The sequence below is a fragment of the Flavobacterium sp. Leaf82 genome (assembly GCF_001422725.1).
Lineage (GTDB): Bacteria > Bacteroidota > Bacteroidia > Flavobacteriales > Flavobacteriaceae > Flavobacterium.
Genome location: NZ_LMMA01000036.1, coordinates 200,304 through 216,177 on the forward strand (window position 1 = coordinate 200,304; position 15,874 = coordinate 216,177).

Consider the following 15,874-nt stretch of genomic DNA (forward strand, 5'->3'; position numbering starts at 1 on the left):
ATAATTTAAAATAAAATGGAAAAAAGATCAAACAAATACTATCTGACTTTAAGCCTGAAAGAATACGCTAACGGCGAAACAGAACCTGCAAAAGAACTGGGAATACAATTCGATAATCATGACGAAATATTCAGTATCATAGATAGAATAAAAGATAAAAACATTTTTGAAGATCCTAACGAAGCGACTCAATTTGCACTTGGTTTAAAATTATTTAGCGAAGTAAAATTAAAGAATCGCAAGAATCCACTCTTCGAAGAATTAAACGAAGTCTTCCCTATCTTCATGAAAAAACTAAAAAGCTTGTAAAACAATTAATCGTGTCATTTCGACCGAAGGGAGAAATCACACAAGAAACTCCGCAAAGTAAATTACAATCTTTATCGAATTACTTGTGTGATTTCTCCCTTCGGTCGAAATGACAAATTGTAATAAAATCTCGCTTTCTTAATTTTCTTAAATAAAGTAAAGCTTAATGAATCTTAATATCTTAATGGTGAAAAATAGTAAGCGTATGGCAAGGATTCGCAAGCGAAAACACAGATAAAAACGGATTTTTTTAAATTTACATTATAGTTTTTGTTATCCGAAATGACAAAAAGAAATAAATAATACCATAAAAAAACGCCTCATCTCTGAGGCGCTTTTTATTTATATATGCGATAAAAATTAAGCTTTTGCTTTTCTTTTTACGGTACAGCCAATTTCTTTAGTTTCAGTTACGGCAGGTTTTTGATTGCTTTTTAAAGCTGCAATTACATCCTCTGCATATTTTGTTTTTTCGGTTTTAGTTCCTTCAGGATCATTATCGATTGCTCCTACATATTCTACGATATTTCCTTTTGTTGTTTTAGAAACAATAAAAAGATGTGGTGTATGTTTTGCACCATATTGGTCTGTAACTACTTGTCCCTGATCAAATAAATATGGGAAAGGGTATTTTTTATCTTTTGCCAATTGTTGCATTTTATCATAAGCATCAGCTTTAGAAGCTTCAGGATCATTTGGGTTTATCGCGATTACAGGATATCCTTGTGGTTTGAATTTTTTATCCAGTTCGATTATTCTTTGTTCGTAAGCAACTGCATACGGACAGGTATTACACGTAAAAACAACAATAAAACCTTTGGCTTTTGGGTAACTTGCAAAAGAAACCTCTTTGCCATCAACATTTTTTAGTTTAAATTCCGGTGCCGGCTGTCCTGCTTTAAGTGTCGCAGTTTGTGCGTGGGCAAATAAGATACTAAATATTAGTACCGTGAATGTAGTAATGAACTTTTGCATAATTTATAGTTTTTTATATTCAGTTAATAATTGTTCGTAAGTAAGTTCAGATTCCAGAAATTTTCTTTTGTCGCCTTTTATAAAAAGTGTCGCCGGAATACTTCCTGACCACGTAGGATCTATTCGGTCAATATATTCCTGAGGATTGCTTTCATTCAATAAAAAAACCTGGCTTTTCATGTTTTTTCTTTTCACAAATGGAATAACCCCTGAATTTAATTTTGATTTAAAATCGACGCTTACCAACAATACCGCCAGTTTTTCTGACTTATATTCGGTATTTAGTTTTTCAAAATGTGGTAATTCTTTAATGCAGGGCGCGCACCATGTTGCCCAAAAGTTTACGACATATGTACTGTCTTTTCCGTTTTTGATTCTCTCCTTAAGCTGGTCAATATTCAACAACTTTACATTTTGACTGTATGATGTGATCGAAAAAGCAAAAAACAGGAAACTATAAATCTTAAATGCGTTGATTTTCATATTCAATGGCGTAAAATTATTTTTGCCTTACAAATATAAACTAATGAGGATTTATTTTTTGTTAATGAAAGTTTAATATCAAAGATTTGCTACAATAAGTATTGATGTGTTTACAAGTTGTCTTTTAGTGTCCACATTTTAAAGAATTTGGGCATTTTTGGGATATTATTATTGTTTCAGCATACTATTCTTCAGGACTTATTACGCAGTATTTTTTTCAAATATTAATATCTCCATTTTTTAACGGTTTTCTCGCCTACTAAATCAATAACAATTTCTTCTGTCCAATTGTCGATTTCCCTATTTGTTGAGAAATCATTTTGGGCAAAAATCAGGCAGCCTTTAAAGTAATAATCAACATTATCAAATATTTTGGTCAAATATGGCGCGTCGTCGTGGTCGTAGTAATAAATTTCTTTTGTTTCACTGTGAAAACAAAACATATTTCCATTTCCTAAATAATCGCTAAAAGTAATTAAATAAGGTAAAATCTCTTTGTCCTGTTCTGTAAAATCAGGACCATATTGCGGTGCATTAGCCCAAATATCTTTAATCCAGTCTACTTCCTGAAAATCCTGAAGCTGCTCCCCAATTTCAGCGATTCCAAAAGTCTGGTAAAATAATTTGAGGTTTTCAGGCAAAGCAGTTCCTAATTTGGTTTCGAGAGCCTCAATTTCTTCGTTCGAAATTGGTTCTTTCAAATCTTCACCAAAATTATCTGCAATAGATTCAATGATTTTTTGAGTATTAATTTTCCAATCTGCATCTCCAATTTTATTAAACGGAATGAGAATGTCTTCTTTCTTATTGATTTCAATCATAGCTTTGGCTGATAGTTTTTTAATCTCATTTAAGATTAATTTTTCCCTCTAAAAAAACAATTATTATCATTTGGCAATAAGCGAATCTTCAGGATCGCAGGGAAAATAAATAGTAATTTCTGTTCCTTCGTTTAATTTACCTACTGCCCGAATATTTCCGTTGCAGGTTTGCATGATTTTTTTGCATAATGCCAGTCCAACTCCGGATCCGTCGTATTTTTCGAGTGTATGTAATCTCGTAAATATCTTAAAAATAGATTCTGCATATTGTTGTTCAAAACCAATTCCGTTATCCGCAAAAGTTACCCAATGACAATATACTTTATTCGAATATTCGTTTATTTCAGCTTCTTGCGAGGCTGTAATTTTAATCTCCGGAACTCTGTCCGACGATGCATATTTTAATGAATTTTGTATAATATTAGAAAATAACTGCTTCATCAAAAATGGTACTGCATGAACTTCAGGAAGATTTTCGCACTTAATAACAGCTTTATTTTCCTGAATTATCTCTTTCATGTCCTGCAGGGTTTCCTCCATAACATAATTAAGATTCACAGTTTCAAAGGATTCTTTCGTGTTTTTTATTCGGGTATATTTTAGAATGTCAATTAATAAATTTTGCATTCTATTAGCCGATTTTGTTATGCGTTGTAATGAATCTAATACGGATGTCGAAGGAATTTCTTTAGTATCTGATAATACTTTTGAAGAAATTAGCTGAATCTTTCTTAAAGGTTCCTGCAAATCGTGTGTACTAATCCAGTTGATGTTTTCAAGTTCCAGGTTTGTTTCTCTTAATACATCGCTCAAATTTCTATATTTTCCTTCTTCTTCACTCAACAACAACATAATAATCTGATTGTGAAGAAAATGTGCATAACTCAAAGCTGCATTTAATTCTGGCTGTAACCAGACTTCACTTTGGTGTTTAATGATTTGTTTCCATAAATTAAATGAATTTCTGGGATGTAATCCGTTGCTGTCATGAATAATGGCTTTTTCAGGATCTCCTGCCCAATTAATCACGGCAACGGTTTCCGGCCTGTACCAAATAATGTTATTGCCATTTCCTAAAGAGAAATAAATAACACCTGAAACATGCTCGTAACTTTCTAAATCAGGTACATGATTGCTAAGTTTATTGGTACTGAAAGTTTTTCCGTACTCATTGGCATTCATGCTTAAAATAATTTTTTCTATATCATTATCTACAGGCGTGATTCCGCTTTTGTAGGTTTTATTTCCAATACAAATTGAAACTCCCGTAGCATTGCAAAGCTTTAATAGTTCAGGATCAGCACAAATAATTTCAAAAGACTGATGTTCCAGCGGAAGATTCAACGCCGTTAATCTTTCCAGCGCTACCGTAGTTTTACGGGCAATTTCGTACTCATCATTCGATTGTCTTAAATCGATTTGAGAAGTAATAAATTGTGCCTGAAGTTTGGCTGCCAATCTAATTTCCGGAGAAATATTTTTGGGCGAATAATGGTGACACGCAATAAGTCCCCATAATCTGTCGCGGTGAATGAGCGAAATAGTTAATGTTGCCCCAACTCCCATATTCTTAATATATTCCACATGAATTGGAGACGTGCTTCTAAGTGTTGAAAGGCTCAGATCGAGATTTTTATTTTCGCCATCGTCGATTGTAAAAATAGGAACCGGCTCATAACCAATATCAACGATAAGTCTTAAGAGGTTTTTCATGTACAATTCTCTTGCCTGAACCGGAATATCAGTATGCGGATAATGAAGCCCTAAAAATGGCTCGATATCATCTCTGCAGCTTTCGGCAAAAACTTCACCATTGTAATATTCATCAAAACGATAAATCATTACACGATCATAGCCTGTAATTTCGCGTGTACTTTCTGCAACCAGCGCGCACAACTCTTTTAGCGATTTAGTATTATTCATATTAGACACAAACTGAATGGTTTGTGCATAAAGGTCCGCCATTTGTTCTTTGCCACTGGATTGTGGTTCAGCTTCCAAAACATAAATATTACCCGATTTATGGATCGCAATTTGAAACGAAATCCCTTTTAACTCTAACGGAAGAGGAAAAACAGATTGCTCTTTTTGATTGTGTACATAATCATACAGGTCTTTTTGTGCTGTTGCCCCAAAAATATCGCTGAATTTCTGACCTAATATTTCGTTATAAACCAGATCAAGAAACACGTTAATATTAGCGGTACAAAACTCAATTTTCCAATCTAAATTTATTCCCAGCAAAAAACCATGAGGCTGTATACTTCCCGGAATGTGTATGGGTTCATGTTCACAATTTGTAAGTGTGACAATATCCCTGTTTACAATATCCCTAATTTTCATTATTACCGAAAATCAAAAAATGATTATAAATACAGTCAAAAGCATAAACAGCGCCTTGTATAATTTCATCTCCACAGTTATTTTCTTCCTCATAAGCAGTAAACTCATTTAAGAAATTTTTCCAGTAACTTCCGGTTTTATTTCCATAACCCGTAAAATAAGAAACTCCTTGCTGTTGATCTAATCCCGGAACAGTTTCTACATTTTTCAAAATAAATCTTCCGCCAAGTGTAGATCCTTCAACAACATACAATATGCCAAGTGCAAATGGAATATTTATGTCCTCTTTTTTGAAAACAGAAACATTTTTATCTTTTTTATATTTCAAAAAAGAAAGATCGGTATCAATTAAATGCGTTTTTTCTCTTTCTTTTAAGTCTGAAATAATATTTTCAAGTAAAGGATAAATGGTTTTCTCAATACCAGAATGTACATCATGCATCAAAGATAAATAATGACAATAATCGTTTATCTCCATTTTTGGAGAAAGTATAGAGGCTGAAACCGGAAGGCTTTCAAGATTTTTGTGTGCTGTTGCTGTTTGAGATTTTAGTTTTTCTAAAAAATCAGCAGCTATAGGAATATCCAAATTTTTAGTCATTGCAGAGTCTGATAATAATTTAACTGTAAGATATATTAACGCTTTTTTATTTAAATACGTGTAAAATATCAGTATTTGGTAAAAGTAATATTTTTATTGATTAAAAAATATCTTCCAAATTAAACTTTAGACAATCGTTTTACGACTATTAATTTACCTAACAGCCTATTTTCTAATACTAACAAGTCGAAATCCCATCTGTATTAAGCCAGATTAAAGGTTTGGCATAAAATGACAGATTTTAGCTGTTTTAAATTATTATATTTTGTTTAAAGAAAAAGCCATACCAATCTTAAAAATTTCAAGATCGATATGGCTTTTTTTGAATTAAATAATCAGACTATTTTTTTAGAAATTTAATAAACTCTTCATTAAATTTATCTTTTTCTTCTACGAACAAAGCATGTCCGCTTTTCTCAAACGGAACTAAAACAGAACCCGCAATTGCTTTATTCATTTGTTCTGCCAATGCAAAAGAAACAATCTTATCTTCTTTAGCATTAAAAATTAAAGTAGGCACTTTTATCTTAGGCAAATCACCTCTTAAATCTTCGTCACGCAAAGCAATCAAAGCCTGCTCCATGGCATATGGCGAAGACTGCATTTCGATACCGCCCAGCCACGCACCAATTCCAGGAGAAACCGATGTTGCTGACAAGGTAAAATAACCACCAATTGCTGCCAATAAAGCCGGACGATCAGAGTTGTTTAAGTTTACCCATTGCGTAATATCGTCTTTCGTAAAAAACGGATAAGGATAATCGGCTTTTTTAGTATGGCAAGGCGCTGCAGCTGCAAATAAAGCAAGTTTATTAACGTGCGCTCCGTCATATTTTGCTACATAATGCAAAGCGATTGCGCCACCCATCGAGTGTCCGCCAATTGCTGCATCCTTAATATCCAGTTTATCTAAAACCGTTTTAATGTCTGATGCAAACTGGTCATAATTGTACTTACCGTAAGGTTTATCAGATTGTCCAAATCCTCTTAAAGTAATCCCTATTACACGATAACCCGCTTTTACCAAAGCGCTATATTGGTATTCCCACATGGCATCGCTTAACGGATATCCGTGAATTAAAACTACTGGTTGTCCGTCTCCAACATCTGTAATATGCAACCTTACATTAGGTTCTACTTCGATATATTCTGCTCTTGCACCGGTTGTTGCAACTTTATTTTCTTCGGTTTTATCTTCTTTTTGTTTTGCACAAGATGATAATAACGTTACTGATACAACGACCAATAACAGGTTTTCTATTTTTTTTATAGTATTCATTTTTATATTTTAAGATTTTTATTTTTTGAAAAGGTATTTTTTAAGTTCAGCCGCAGCATGAACAAATAAAGATTTTGTCTGAGGAATATGCGCCAACGGATTCAACAATCCAAAATCATGAATGGTTCCGTTATAGCGAATCGTAGTTACGGTAACTCCTGCTTCGTCCAGTTTTCGTCCAAAAGCTTCTCCTTCATCACGAAGAACATCCGCTTCGGCAACCTGAATTAACGTAGGAGGAAAATCTTTAAGCTGTTCTAAAGTTGCATTTAGCGGAGAAGCATAAATTTGTTCGCGTTCTGCCGGATCTGTGGTATACAAATCGTACATCCATTTCATTAAAGAAGTCGTCAGGAAACGGTTTTCTCCAAATTGTTTATAAGAATCCGTATCAAATTTTGCTGCAACAATTGGCCAGAACAATACAAGAGATTGTAATTTGGGTCCGTTATTTTCTATTGCTTTCAACGCAGTTACTGCTGTCATGTTTCCGCCAACACTGTTTCCTACTATAGAAATTGTGGTTCCGTCAACATTAATTTCGTTTCCGTTTGCTGCAATCCATTTTGTAGCGGCATAGATTTCGTTTACAGCCTGCGGATATTTTGCGTCAGGAGTTGGTGTATAATTCACAAAAATTCCTGTGGCTCCGGATAAAACAACAAGATCTCTAACCATGCGTTTGTGTGTTGGGTAATCGCCTAAAACCCATCCTCCACCGTGAATAAAGATAAAAGCAGGAAGCGTTTCTTTGTTCCCTTCCGGTTCAACAATATTCAGTTTTATCGTAAAACCGTCTTGTTCGATAGCTTTCTCAGATTCCTGAATTCCGGAATAATCTACGTCTACAGATTTTTGTGCCCCAACCAAAACTTCTCTTGCATCCAGTGGTGACAAAGATTCTAGTGGAACTCCGCCAGAATTTAGCGCTTTTAAAAAAACTTTAATTTCTCTCGATATTGCAATATCATCTGCAACCGGAACTGTACTTTGATTTGTGTTCATGATTTATAATTTAATTATTAATGGTTTCATGAATAAAAGTTCAAAGAGCATTCCTTTATTTTAAATAACTGATTTATAGGTTTTTAAAAATAAATACAATTTCTATTTTTGACGATATATCATAGATTTACAGTTTGTTTTTTAAAATTAATAGCTTTAGTTTTAACGGGATTAAATTATACAGATATAAAAAGGCTTGAGCCAAAATAGTAAAGTTTAGCTAAAACCGGAGTCTATTGAAAATTTGTATTTCAATTCTTATATCTAAAAAAAAATTGAGATTAAATACTAAATGAAAAACTGCGAAAATCAGTTTATCCCGCTCAAATCCGTGGGAAAAAACTACTCTAAAAAATGCTGTTTTTTAATACCGAGTTTCTGCATTTTAGAAATTAATGTAGTCGATGGAATTTCTAGTTTTACGGCAGCACCATTTGGACCGGAGATTCTGCCATTGCATAATTTTATGATTTTTAGAATATATTCTTTTTCCATTTCTTTCAGGGACTTAATCTGAAATTCAGAATAAACCTCAGAAGCCAGAATTTTTTCATTATCTGATAAAAAACTCACCTCATTAATTACAGATCCATCTGCTAAAAGAATACTTCTTTCTATGCAATGTTCTAATTCTCTAATGTTTCCAGGCCAGGAATAATGTATGATTTCTTTTAAGGCATTTGCCGATAAGGTCTTGTTTTTATTTTTAGTACCGGAATGTTTATTCAAAAAATGCCCGCATAAATCCGGAATATCATCTTTACGGTTTCGAAGTGGCGGAATGGTGATTGGAAAAATATTTAATCTATAAAACAAGTCTTTTCTAAAACGTCCCTGCTGCATTTCTACAGGCAAATCCCTATTGGTTGCGGCAATAATTCGAACATTTACTTTTATGGCTTTTTTACCACCAATACGGTCAAATTCTTTTTCCTGCAACACACGCAATAATTTAGTTTGCATTTCAAGCGGAAGATCCCCTATTTCATCTAAAAATAAAGTTCCGTTATTGGCCAATTCAAATTTTCCAATTCGTTTTTCTATCGCTCCCGTAAAACTTCCTTTTTCATGTCCAAAAAGTTCGCTTTCGATTAAATGTACCGGAATTGCAGCACAATTAACCTTAATCATTGGTTTCTCGCTTCTGGCAGAATTAGTGTGAATTTCGCTGGCTACAACTTCTTTTCCTGTTCCGCTTTCGCCAAGGATAAGTACGCCGCTGTCTGATGGCGCAACCTGATTTATAAGGATTTTTATCTTTTTTATAGCATCACTGCTTCCAATAATTTTCGAGTTGTTTTCGTCTTTTTGAATATTTGAAACACTTGATCTGAATGAATTTAGAGAGAATAATTTTTGATCGCTATTTTCTATTTTCCGGGTAATTAAAATATTCGAAACAGCCAATGCTATTGGCAATGTCAGGGCTTTTAGTAAACGCATTGCGTTTCTATCCAGAGTTTGTGGCTTTTTGAAAAAGAGAAATAAAATCGAAGGATTATTTTTGTGATATTCTAAAGGTAAAATAACCAATTCGCGTATCCCAAATACGGTGGTATTGGCTATAAAAGAAGGTACCACAATTTTTTTTTGCTGTGGTAAAATCAAGTCAATCATAATGGGATCAGCAGATTGAAGCGCTTCATTAAAATAACAATCGGCTACATCATACAATAATCCCTGATGTAATTTTGCAATTTTTTGATCGCTATGAAAAAACAATTCATATTGTTTTTCATGCTGATCTGTAGTTCCTATTGCCAGAAAATCAAATCCCAAAATGTCTTTTAATTCCTGATTTACAACCGATAAAAATTCATCATAATTAGAACAGCGCGCAAAACTATTGCTGAGAGAAAGCAAAAGAAAATGTTCACTTTCGCTTTCCTGCATTGCTTTCAACGCGGTTTCAGTTTTGTTCATAAGTCAGTTGAATCTTTTGTTTTAGAATAAAACGTAAATTTAATAGCAATCTCGGTTTTCAAACGGATTAAATGTAATAAATATTCAAAACAGTTTTTGCCGTTATTATTACTGAATATTCAATTTTGCAAGCTTTAAAAATATCCTTGTTTGATTTTTAGTTTTTTGATTTTTGAGAATAAAGTCGAAGGCGATATTTTTAATAATTCAGCTGCTCCGCCTGCGCCATAAACTTTACCGTTGCAAAGGTTTAAAGCGTTCATAATATGTTCGCGCTCCATATCCTCCATCGATAAAATACCGTTATCTATTTCTTTTTTTTGCGTTGGGAAATCTTGCATCATATCAAATTCATTGATTTCGTTTCCGGCTGTCAATAAAATACTTCTCTCGATCAAATGTTCCAGTTCGCGTATGTTTCCCGGCCAGTTATAATCTTGTAATTGCTGCAAGGCTTTCGCCGAAATTTTATTGATATTTCGTTTGGATTGTACCGCAAATTTCTGAAGAAAATAATACGCTAATTCCTCAATATCTTCTTTACGATCGCGCAAAGGCGGCAATTCTAACGGAAATACATTTAAACGATAATACAAATCGAGTCTAAATCTTCCCTCTGCAACTTCAGACGGGAGACATCTGTTTGTGGCTGCAATAATTCTGACATTCAATTTAATTGTTGCATCTCCGCCCAGTCTTTCTATTTCTTTTTCCTGTAAAACCCTCAGCAATTTTACTTGCGAATCTAAAGGCAATTCGCCTATTTCGTCTAAAAAAATGGTTCCGCCATTGGCTTGTTCAAATTTCCCGATTCTTAAATTATCTGCTCCGGTAAAAGCGCCTTTTTCATGACCAAACAATTCAGATTCTATCAATGATTCCGGCAATGCAGCACAATTTACAACAACCAATGGTTTAGTATTATTGGCGGATAAAGCATGAATTAAATGCGCAATTTTTTCTTTTCCGGTTCCGCTTTCTCCCAAAATCATAACCGAAGTTTCTGTTGGCGCAACGATTTCGATCTTCTGGATTAAATCAAGGAGTTTTTTATTTTTACCAATAATCTCCAGATTTTTATTTTCTTTTAAAGGCTTTTTCTTGTCTTTGTTTTCTACTGCATTTCCTTTTTCGAAATTGTATTTATAACGGGCAATATCAAGCATTACAAACAAATCGCGTTCTCGAAACGGCTTGACCAAAAAACCATAAGGCTGGGTTTCTTTTACGGCATTTAAAATGGAATGATTGGTATTTGCCGAAATGTATAAAAACGGAATTTTCTTTTTTTCTAATTCCCATGCAAGATCAATTCCGGTAAGATCACCTTTGAGGATAATATCGAGCAAAACCCAATTTGGTTTTTCTGAAGCGATCAAAACACGCGCTTCATCGACAGACGCAGCAATTCCACAAACTTCATAGCCGGCTTTCATCAGAATAATTTTTAAATCATTCGCAACAATAAATTCATCTTCGACTATTAATATTTTCTCACTCATTTTCAATCTTCTTACTCTTTTTTATGCTTTTTTGCTGCCTTGAAATTTATAGTAATCGTCAGCCCGTTTTTGTTTTCAATATTGAATGTTCCATCAACTTGTGAACTTAAACCGTGCATTAAATTCATGCCCAGCGAGTTTCTGTTTTTTAACTCAAAATGTTCCGGAACTCCTACTCCATTATCTGAAATTATCAATTGATAGGTTTCATTTTCTATTTTCTTTAACCTGATATTTACTTCGCCCTGAATCATTTCTGGATAAGCATATTTTATGGCGTTTACAATGGCTTCGTTTAAAATTAATCCTAACGGAATCGCCTGAGAAATATCTAATTCGACACATTCGATATCGAGTTTATAGGATATTTTTTTATCTGTATTAAAAGCGCCTTTCAAATAATTTACCAACTCCGGAATGTACCAGCACATATCGATAATTTCGAGATTTTCGCTTTCGTATATTTTCTGATAAATAAGCGAAATGGCATTCATTCTGTGCTGACTGTCTTGTATCGCCAAAAGCGCATCTTTGTTTTCCAGATAAGCTGATTGCGTATTGAGAAGGCTGATCACGATTTGCAAATTGTTTTTTACACGATGGTGCAATTCCTTCAAAAGCCAGTCTTTTTCTATATATAATTTGTTTAATGCTTCATTTCGTTTGCTGATTTCTTCTTCTTTTAATTGTAAAATCTCAAGGTTGTTTTGCTGTACTTTTCTGGACCTGAAAAACAATCCCAAAATTATAAATACTAATCCCGGAATTACTATAAAATCATATCTTATTGGGATTATAAGGCTATTTTTTTTCCTGAACTGGTTTTCGTTTATATTTTTAAAATGAGAAAGAATCGTTAAAAGTGCTTTTTCTGAATGGTTTATTCCGCAGCAAACCTGTGCTTTTATGGTGTTGATTTCGATTTTTCTGGATTGTGTGCAAACACTTTGATTGGTGATTAATAACGAAATCACAAACCAAAAATGGATATGTATTCTATTAAAACAACACTTTTTGTACATCATCGCCGCCGTTTTTGATCAACTCATTATTTAGGATCTACTTTTACCGTTCTATTTTTAAGATAGCAAAAAATCATAAAAATCCCGGGAATCAAAACAGGAACTAATCCCCAGTTTTTACCCGCAATAGCGCCTAAAAAACAGCCCAATAAAAATCCTCCAATGGTAACAAATTGTTTTTTAAAGCTTAACTGACTGTTCGAATCTTTGAATTTTGATTTTAGCAATGTACCAATATCAAGAGCAGCCTGAGTTACATTTCCGGTCATCATGGTTGTTGGTCCGTGTGTTTCTTTGCTGAAAATTTTTCCAAAAGCATTCTGCAATCCCATGGCAAAAACGATTAACATGGCGATGCAATACATGGTCCATAAATTCTGGATTTCAAGATAATAAAACAAAACAGACAATAGGCCGCTTAGTGTTAAAATGCATCCTTCCCAAAATAATATCCTGTATTTTAAGCTGGATTTCGAAGCTATATATCCTCCTATAATTACCGAAAGGATAAATATGGGAAATGTTAGTAATTTGATCCAGGCATAAACATCATTTCCGTTAATTACCTGATAGGCAAATACAATAAAGTTACCCGTTACGTGGGCAGAAAATAAGGTGTCTGCGGCAACAAAAGTCAGTGTATCGCAAAATCCTGCTATACAGGTAAGCAATAATGTAATGTACCAAATGCTTTTAGGCTGCTCCATAATTTTTATCTTAAATGTGAACGTAACATCCACGCCATTTTTTCGTGTGTTTCCATCAGTCCTGTGATATAATCGCTTGTTCCTAAATCGTGAAAATCGTTGGCAAAAACCGTGATATTTTCACGTAAGTGCATGATAATACTTTCGTGATCGATAAGCAATTCTTTGATAAATCCTTTGCTGTCGTTTTTCTCTTTTATTTGCTCAGAAAGGTGTGTTAGTTCCAGAAATTCTTTTAATGTTGCTGGTGCATAATGACCTAACATTCTGATTCTCTCTGCAACTCCGTCAATGATTTCGTCTAATTGCGTGTATTGTTCTTCAAAAAATAAATGTTTATTGTAGAAATCATCTCCTTCAACATTCCAGTGCGATTTTCTGGTTTTGGTGTATAGAATGAATTCATCTGCCAGGATCTGACATAACGAATTTACTACTTTTGAGATGTTTTCCTGCTTGATTCCAATTTGAGTTTCCATGCTTAATTGCTTTGTATTAATGAATTTAAAATGTAATAATCTACTGAATAGTTGCCTGCTCCTAATGCGAGTAAAAACAATAATGTGATGGTATAGATGTACGGAACGTCCCTGACTTCAAGAGAATCTTTTTTATGCACGATAAAATAACCTACGGCTGTAACGCCAATTGTGGGCAAAAGAAACAAACGGGTTCCTAATCCCAACACTAAAAAAACAGGCACAACGGTATCTGAAAATGCTGCAACGAGACTATTTAGTTTTTCCGGCAAATGAAACGGATTGGGTAAATGTTCGCGTTCTCCGTTTTCTAACTTGAATTTTTTCATGCCGTGAACCCGAAACAATTCAATAGCTACTAAAATTCGAAACACCAATAAAGCGATGTTGTTGAAGTCTGACCCAACATCTGAAAAAAGCAATAATTTAATTATTTCCATATTTTTATGTATTAAAAAGCAAAGCATGAACATCCTAAAGCGCCCCAGAATGCGTTATAATTGTTTACCGGAATATTACTCATTCGTGCCGCATTATGATCGTGCGCATGAACATCGCAGCTTCCGGAACAGCAATGAATTTGTTGTGCCGCATTGTTTATGGCTGAATTTGATTTTTGAAGTTTAATGTCGATGGCACTTTTATTATGAGATTCGGCATGATAATATCCGTTATAGATATTCGTTGGCGACCAATCCGGAAGTATTGGGATTGATGGCGGCGAAAAAGAAGAGAAATCTCCTTTTGCGTAGACAATTTTTCCGTTTACAACTGTCAAAACCGATTCTATATTTTTGATATCTTCCTCCTCTACCGTAAAATAATCACGATCCAGAACGACAAGATCGGCAAGCATTCCGGTTTGAATATCTCCTTTTTTATTTTGTTCCTGCGAAAACCACGCACTTCCTCTCGTATACAATTGCAAAGCGGTATCACGGCTCAAACGGCTTTCGTTATACAATTGCAAACCTCCAACGGTTTTACCCGCGGTAAGCCAATACATAGAAACCCACGGATTGTAACTGCTAACTCGTGTCGCATCAGAACCTCCGCCAACGGGAATTTGCATGTCGAGCATTTTTTGTATTGGCGGTGTATTTTCGGCTGCTTTTGCACCGTATCTTTCTGTAAAATATTCCCCTTGATACGCCATTCGGCTTTGTATCGCGATTCCGCCTCCAAGCGCTTTTACGCGTTCGATATTGCGATCGTCAATCGTTTCTGCGTGATCAAATATCCAGGGTAAATCGTTGAACGGGATTTCTTTGTTTACTTTTTCGAATACATTCAAAAATCTGGTAATGCTTTCGTTATAAGTTGCATGAAGTCTGAAAGGCCAGCGATTGGCAACCAGTAACCGAATCACTTTTTCTAACTCGGCTTCCATATGTTCCGGAAGATCCGGTCTTGGCTGTAGGAAATCTTCAAAATCTGCTGCCGAAAAAACCAGCATTTCCCCTGCACCATTATGGCGGTACATATCATCGCCCTGATACAGTTTTACTTCCTGGATCCATTCGTCAAAATCTTCAAATTCCTGTTTTGGGCGTTGGGTAAATAAATTATACGCAATACGAACCGTAAGCTGTTTTTTCTCATTAAGCTCGTTTACGACTTTATAATCGTCAGGATAATTCTGGAATCCGCCACCGGCATCGATCACACTTGTGATCCCAAAACGGTTTAGTTCCTTCATATAATGACGTGTAGAATTGATCTGGTGTTCGTAGGAAAGTTTTGGTCCTTTTGCCAGTGTCGAATATAAAATCATGGCATTTGGCGAAGCAATAATTAATCCGGTTGGTTCACCTTTTGCATCTTTTTGAATCACGCCGCCTTGTGGCGCAGGCGTATCCTTTGTAAAACCAATTACTTTAAGCGCTGCACGGTTCAGGAAAGCACGATCGTACAAATGCAGGATAAAAACCGGAGTTTCTGGCGCTATTGCGTTGATTTCGTCAAGGGTTGGCATTCGTCTTTCGGCAAACTGAAACTCAGACCAGCCTCCTACCACACGAACCCATTGCGGCGATGGCGTTCTGTCGACTTGTTCTTTCAACATTCGCATTGCATCTGCTAATGACGGAACACCATCCCAACGCAATTCAAGGTTATAATTCAATCCGCCGCGAATCAAATGAATGTGCGAATCATTTATTCCGGGAACAACTCTTTTTTGATGAAGATCAATCAGTTTTGTATCAGGTTGACTGTAGGCTAAAATTTCAGCATCACTTCCTACAGCAATAAATTTACCGTCTTTAATGGCAACTGCCCTAGCGGTTTTATTGATGGTGGCGAAAGAATGTATTTTTCCGTTGAATAAAATAATATCTGCTTTCATATTAAAATTCTTAGTTGATTATTAGGGAGCTTATTTATCAGGTATTTTGTGCTTTCGATTGTGTTTTGACAACTTACA

At 34.7% G+C, this 15,874-nt stretch carries 15 protein-coding genes; 1 reads left to right on the forward strand and 14 read right to left on the reverse strand.

The features are described 5' to 3' along the window. Positions 1–15: 15 nt before the first annotated feature. Positions 16–309: a DUF3861 domain-containing protein gene (locus ASF10_RS22720; RefSeq protein WP_056254694.1), complete on the forward strand. Its 294-nt coding sequence runs from the start codon at positions 16–18 to the stop codon at positions 307–309. A gap of 360 nt (positions 310–669) precedes the next feature. On the opposite strand, the gene ASF10_RS22725 is transcribed toward ASF10_RS22720, so the two are convergent. The 14 genes from ASF10_RS22725 to ASF10_RS22790 all read right to left on the reverse strand — a co-directional run bounded on the left by ASF10_RS22725 (position 670) and on the right by ASF10_RS22790 (position 15,796). Continuing rightward, positions 670–1,284, reverse strand: coding sequence for a thioredoxin family protein (locus ASF10_RS22725; RefSeq protein ID WP_056254697.1), 615 nt, complete (start codon positions 1,282–1,284; stop codon positions 670–672). Positions 1,285–1,287: 3 nt separating this feature from the next. Then, positions 1,288–1,767 (reverse strand): TlpA family protein disulfide reductase, encoded by a 480-nt coding sequence (locus tag ASF10_RS22730; RefSeq protein WP_056254699.1) that lies wholly within the window; start codon positions 1,765–1,767, stop codon positions 1,288–1,290. A gap of 224 nt (positions 1,768–1,991) precedes the next feature. Beyond that, on the reverse strand, positions 1,992–2,588 hold the full coding sequence (locus tag ASF10_RS22735; RefSeq protein ID WP_056254702.1) for an SMI1/KNR4 family protein: 597 nt from the start codon (positions 2,586–2,588) through the stop codon (positions 1,992–1,994). A gap of 66 nt (positions 2,589–2,654) precedes the next feature. Then, positions 2,655–4,931 (reverse strand): ATP-binding protein, encoded by a 2,277-nt coding sequence (locus ASF10_RS22740; protein WP_056254705.1) that lies wholly within the window; start codon positions 4,929–4,931, stop codon positions 2,655–2,657. Continuing rightward, the gene (locus ASF10_RS22745) at positions 4,921–5,520 is read right to left on the reverse strand and encodes a biliverdin-producing heme oxygenase (protein WP_157849079.1); all 600 of its coding nucleotides are present in this window, start codon (positions 5,518–5,520) and stop codon (positions 4,921–4,923) included. Before ASF10_RS22745 ends, ASF10_RS22740 begins: the two co-directional genes overlap by 11 nt. 352 nt (positions 5,521–5,872) lie before the next feature. Beyond that, positions 5,873–6,811: an alpha/beta fold hydrolase gene (locus ASF10_RS22750; protein ID WP_082472494.1), complete on the reverse strand. Its 939-nt coding sequence runs from the start codon at positions 6,809–6,811 to the stop codon at positions 5,873–5,875. Positions 6,812–6,829: 18 nt separating this feature from the next. Beyond that, positions 6,830–7,816: an alpha/beta hydrolase gene (locus ASF10_RS22755; protein ID WP_056254710.1), complete on the reverse strand. Its 987-nt coding sequence runs from the start codon at positions 7,814–7,816 to the stop codon at positions 6,830–6,832. A gap of 342 nt (positions 7,817–8,158) precedes the next feature. Next, positions 8,159–9,739 (reverse strand): sigma 54-interacting transcriptional regulator, encoded by a 1,581-nt coding sequence (locus ASF10_RS22760; RefSeq protein WP_056254714.1) that lies wholly within the window; start codon positions 9,737–9,739, stop codon positions 8,159–8,161. A 134-nt stretch (positions 9,740–9,873) separates the two neighbouring features. Next, positions 9,874–11,241 (reverse strand): sigma-54-dependent transcriptional regulator, encoded by a 1,368-nt coding sequence (locus ASF10_RS22765; RefSeq protein ID WP_056254717.1) that lies wholly within the window; start codon positions 11,239–11,241, stop codon positions 9,874–9,876. An 11-nt stretch (positions 11,242–11,252) separates the two neighbouring features. Continuing rightward, positions 11,253–12,266 carry a sensor histidine kinase gene (locus ASF10_RS22770; protein ID WP_082472495.1) on the reverse strand — a complete coding sequence of 338 codons (1,014 nt, stop codon included), beginning with the start codon at positions 12,264–12,266 and terminating at the stop codon, positions 11,253–11,255. Between the two features lie 23 nt (positions 12,267–12,289). After that, entirely contained in the window at positions 12,290–12,970 is a 681-nt protein-coding gene (locus tag ASF10_RS22775; protein WP_056254722.1) for a YoaK family protein, read from the reverse strand. Between the two features lie 5 nt (positions 12,971–12,975). Continuing rightward, on the reverse strand, positions 12,976–13,449 hold the full coding sequence (locus ASF10_RS22780; protein WP_056254725.1) for a Dps family protein: 474 nt from the start codon (positions 13,447–13,449) through the stop codon (positions 12,976–12,978). A gap of 2 nt (positions 13,450–13,451) precedes the next feature. Then, positions 13,452–13,889, reverse strand: a complete 438-nt coding sequence (locus ASF10_RS22785) for a DoxX family protein (RefSeq protein ID WP_056254727.1) — start codon at positions 13,887–13,889, stop codon at positions 13,452–13,454. A gap of 11 nt (positions 13,890–13,900) precedes the next feature. Beyond that, positions 13,901–15,796 carry an amidohydrolase gene (locus ASF10_RS22790; RefSeq protein ID WP_056254730.1) on the reverse strand — a complete coding sequence of 632 codons (1,896 nt, stop codon included), beginning with the start codon at positions 15,794–15,796 and terminating at the stop codon, positions 13,901–13,903. Positions 15,797–15,874: the final 78 nt, after the last annotated feature.

Coding starts and splice junctions, on each gene's coding strand:
- ASF10_RS22725 (WP_056254697.1), bottom strand. CDS start 1,284: ATGCAAAAGTTCATTACTACATTCACGGTACTAATATTTAGTATCTTA.
- ASF10_RS22730 (WP_056254699.1), bottom strand. CDS start 1,767: ATGAAAATCAACGCATTTAAGATTTATAGTTTCCTGTTTTTTGCTTTT.
- ASF10_RS22765 (WP_056254717.1), bottom strand. CDS start 11,241: ATGAGTGAGAAAATATTAATAGTCGAAGATGAATTTATTGTTGCGAAT.
- ASF10_RS22740 (WP_056254705.1), bottom strand. CDS start 4,931: ATGAAAATTAGGGATATTGTAAACAGGGATATTGTCACACTTACAAAT.
- ASF10_RS22750 (WP_082472494.1), bottom strand. CDS start 6,811: ATGAATACTATAAAAAAAATAGAAAACCTGTTATTGGTCGTTGTATCA.
- ASF10_RS22770 (WP_082472495.1), bottom strand. CDS start 12,266: ATGATGTACAAAAAGTGTTGTTTTAATAGAATACATATCCATTTTTGG.
- ASF10_RS22775 (WP_056254722.1), bottom strand. CDS start 12,970: ATGGAGCAGCCTAAAAGCATTTGGTACATTACATTATTGCTTACCTGT.
- ASF10_RS22735 (WP_056254702.1), bottom strand. CDS start 2,588: ATGATTGAAATCAATAAGAAAGAAGACATTCTCATTCCGTTTAATAAA.
- ASF10_RS22785 (WP_056254727.1), bottom strand. CDS start 13,889: ATGGAAATAATTAAATTATTGCTTTTTTCAGATGTTGGGTCAGACTTC.
- ASF10_RS22790 (WP_056254730.1), bottom strand. CDS start 15,796: ATGAAAGCAGATATTATTTTATTCAACGGAAAAATACATTCTTTCGCC.
- ASF10_RS22780 (WP_056254725.1), bottom strand. CDS start 13,449: ATGGAAACTCAAATTGGAATCAAGCAGGAAAACATCTCAAAAGTAGTA.
- ASF10_RS22760 (WP_056254714.1), bottom strand. CDS start 9,739: ATGAACAAAACTGAAACCGCGTTGAAAGCAATGCAGGAAAGCGAAAGT.
- ASF10_RS22720 (WP_056254694.1), top strand. CDS start 16: ATGGAAAAAAGATCAAACAAATACTATCTGACTTTAAGCCTGAAAGAA.
- ASF10_RS22755 (WP_056254710.1), bottom strand. CDS start 7,816: ATGAACACAAATCAAAGTACAGTTCCGGTTGCAGATGATATTGCAATA.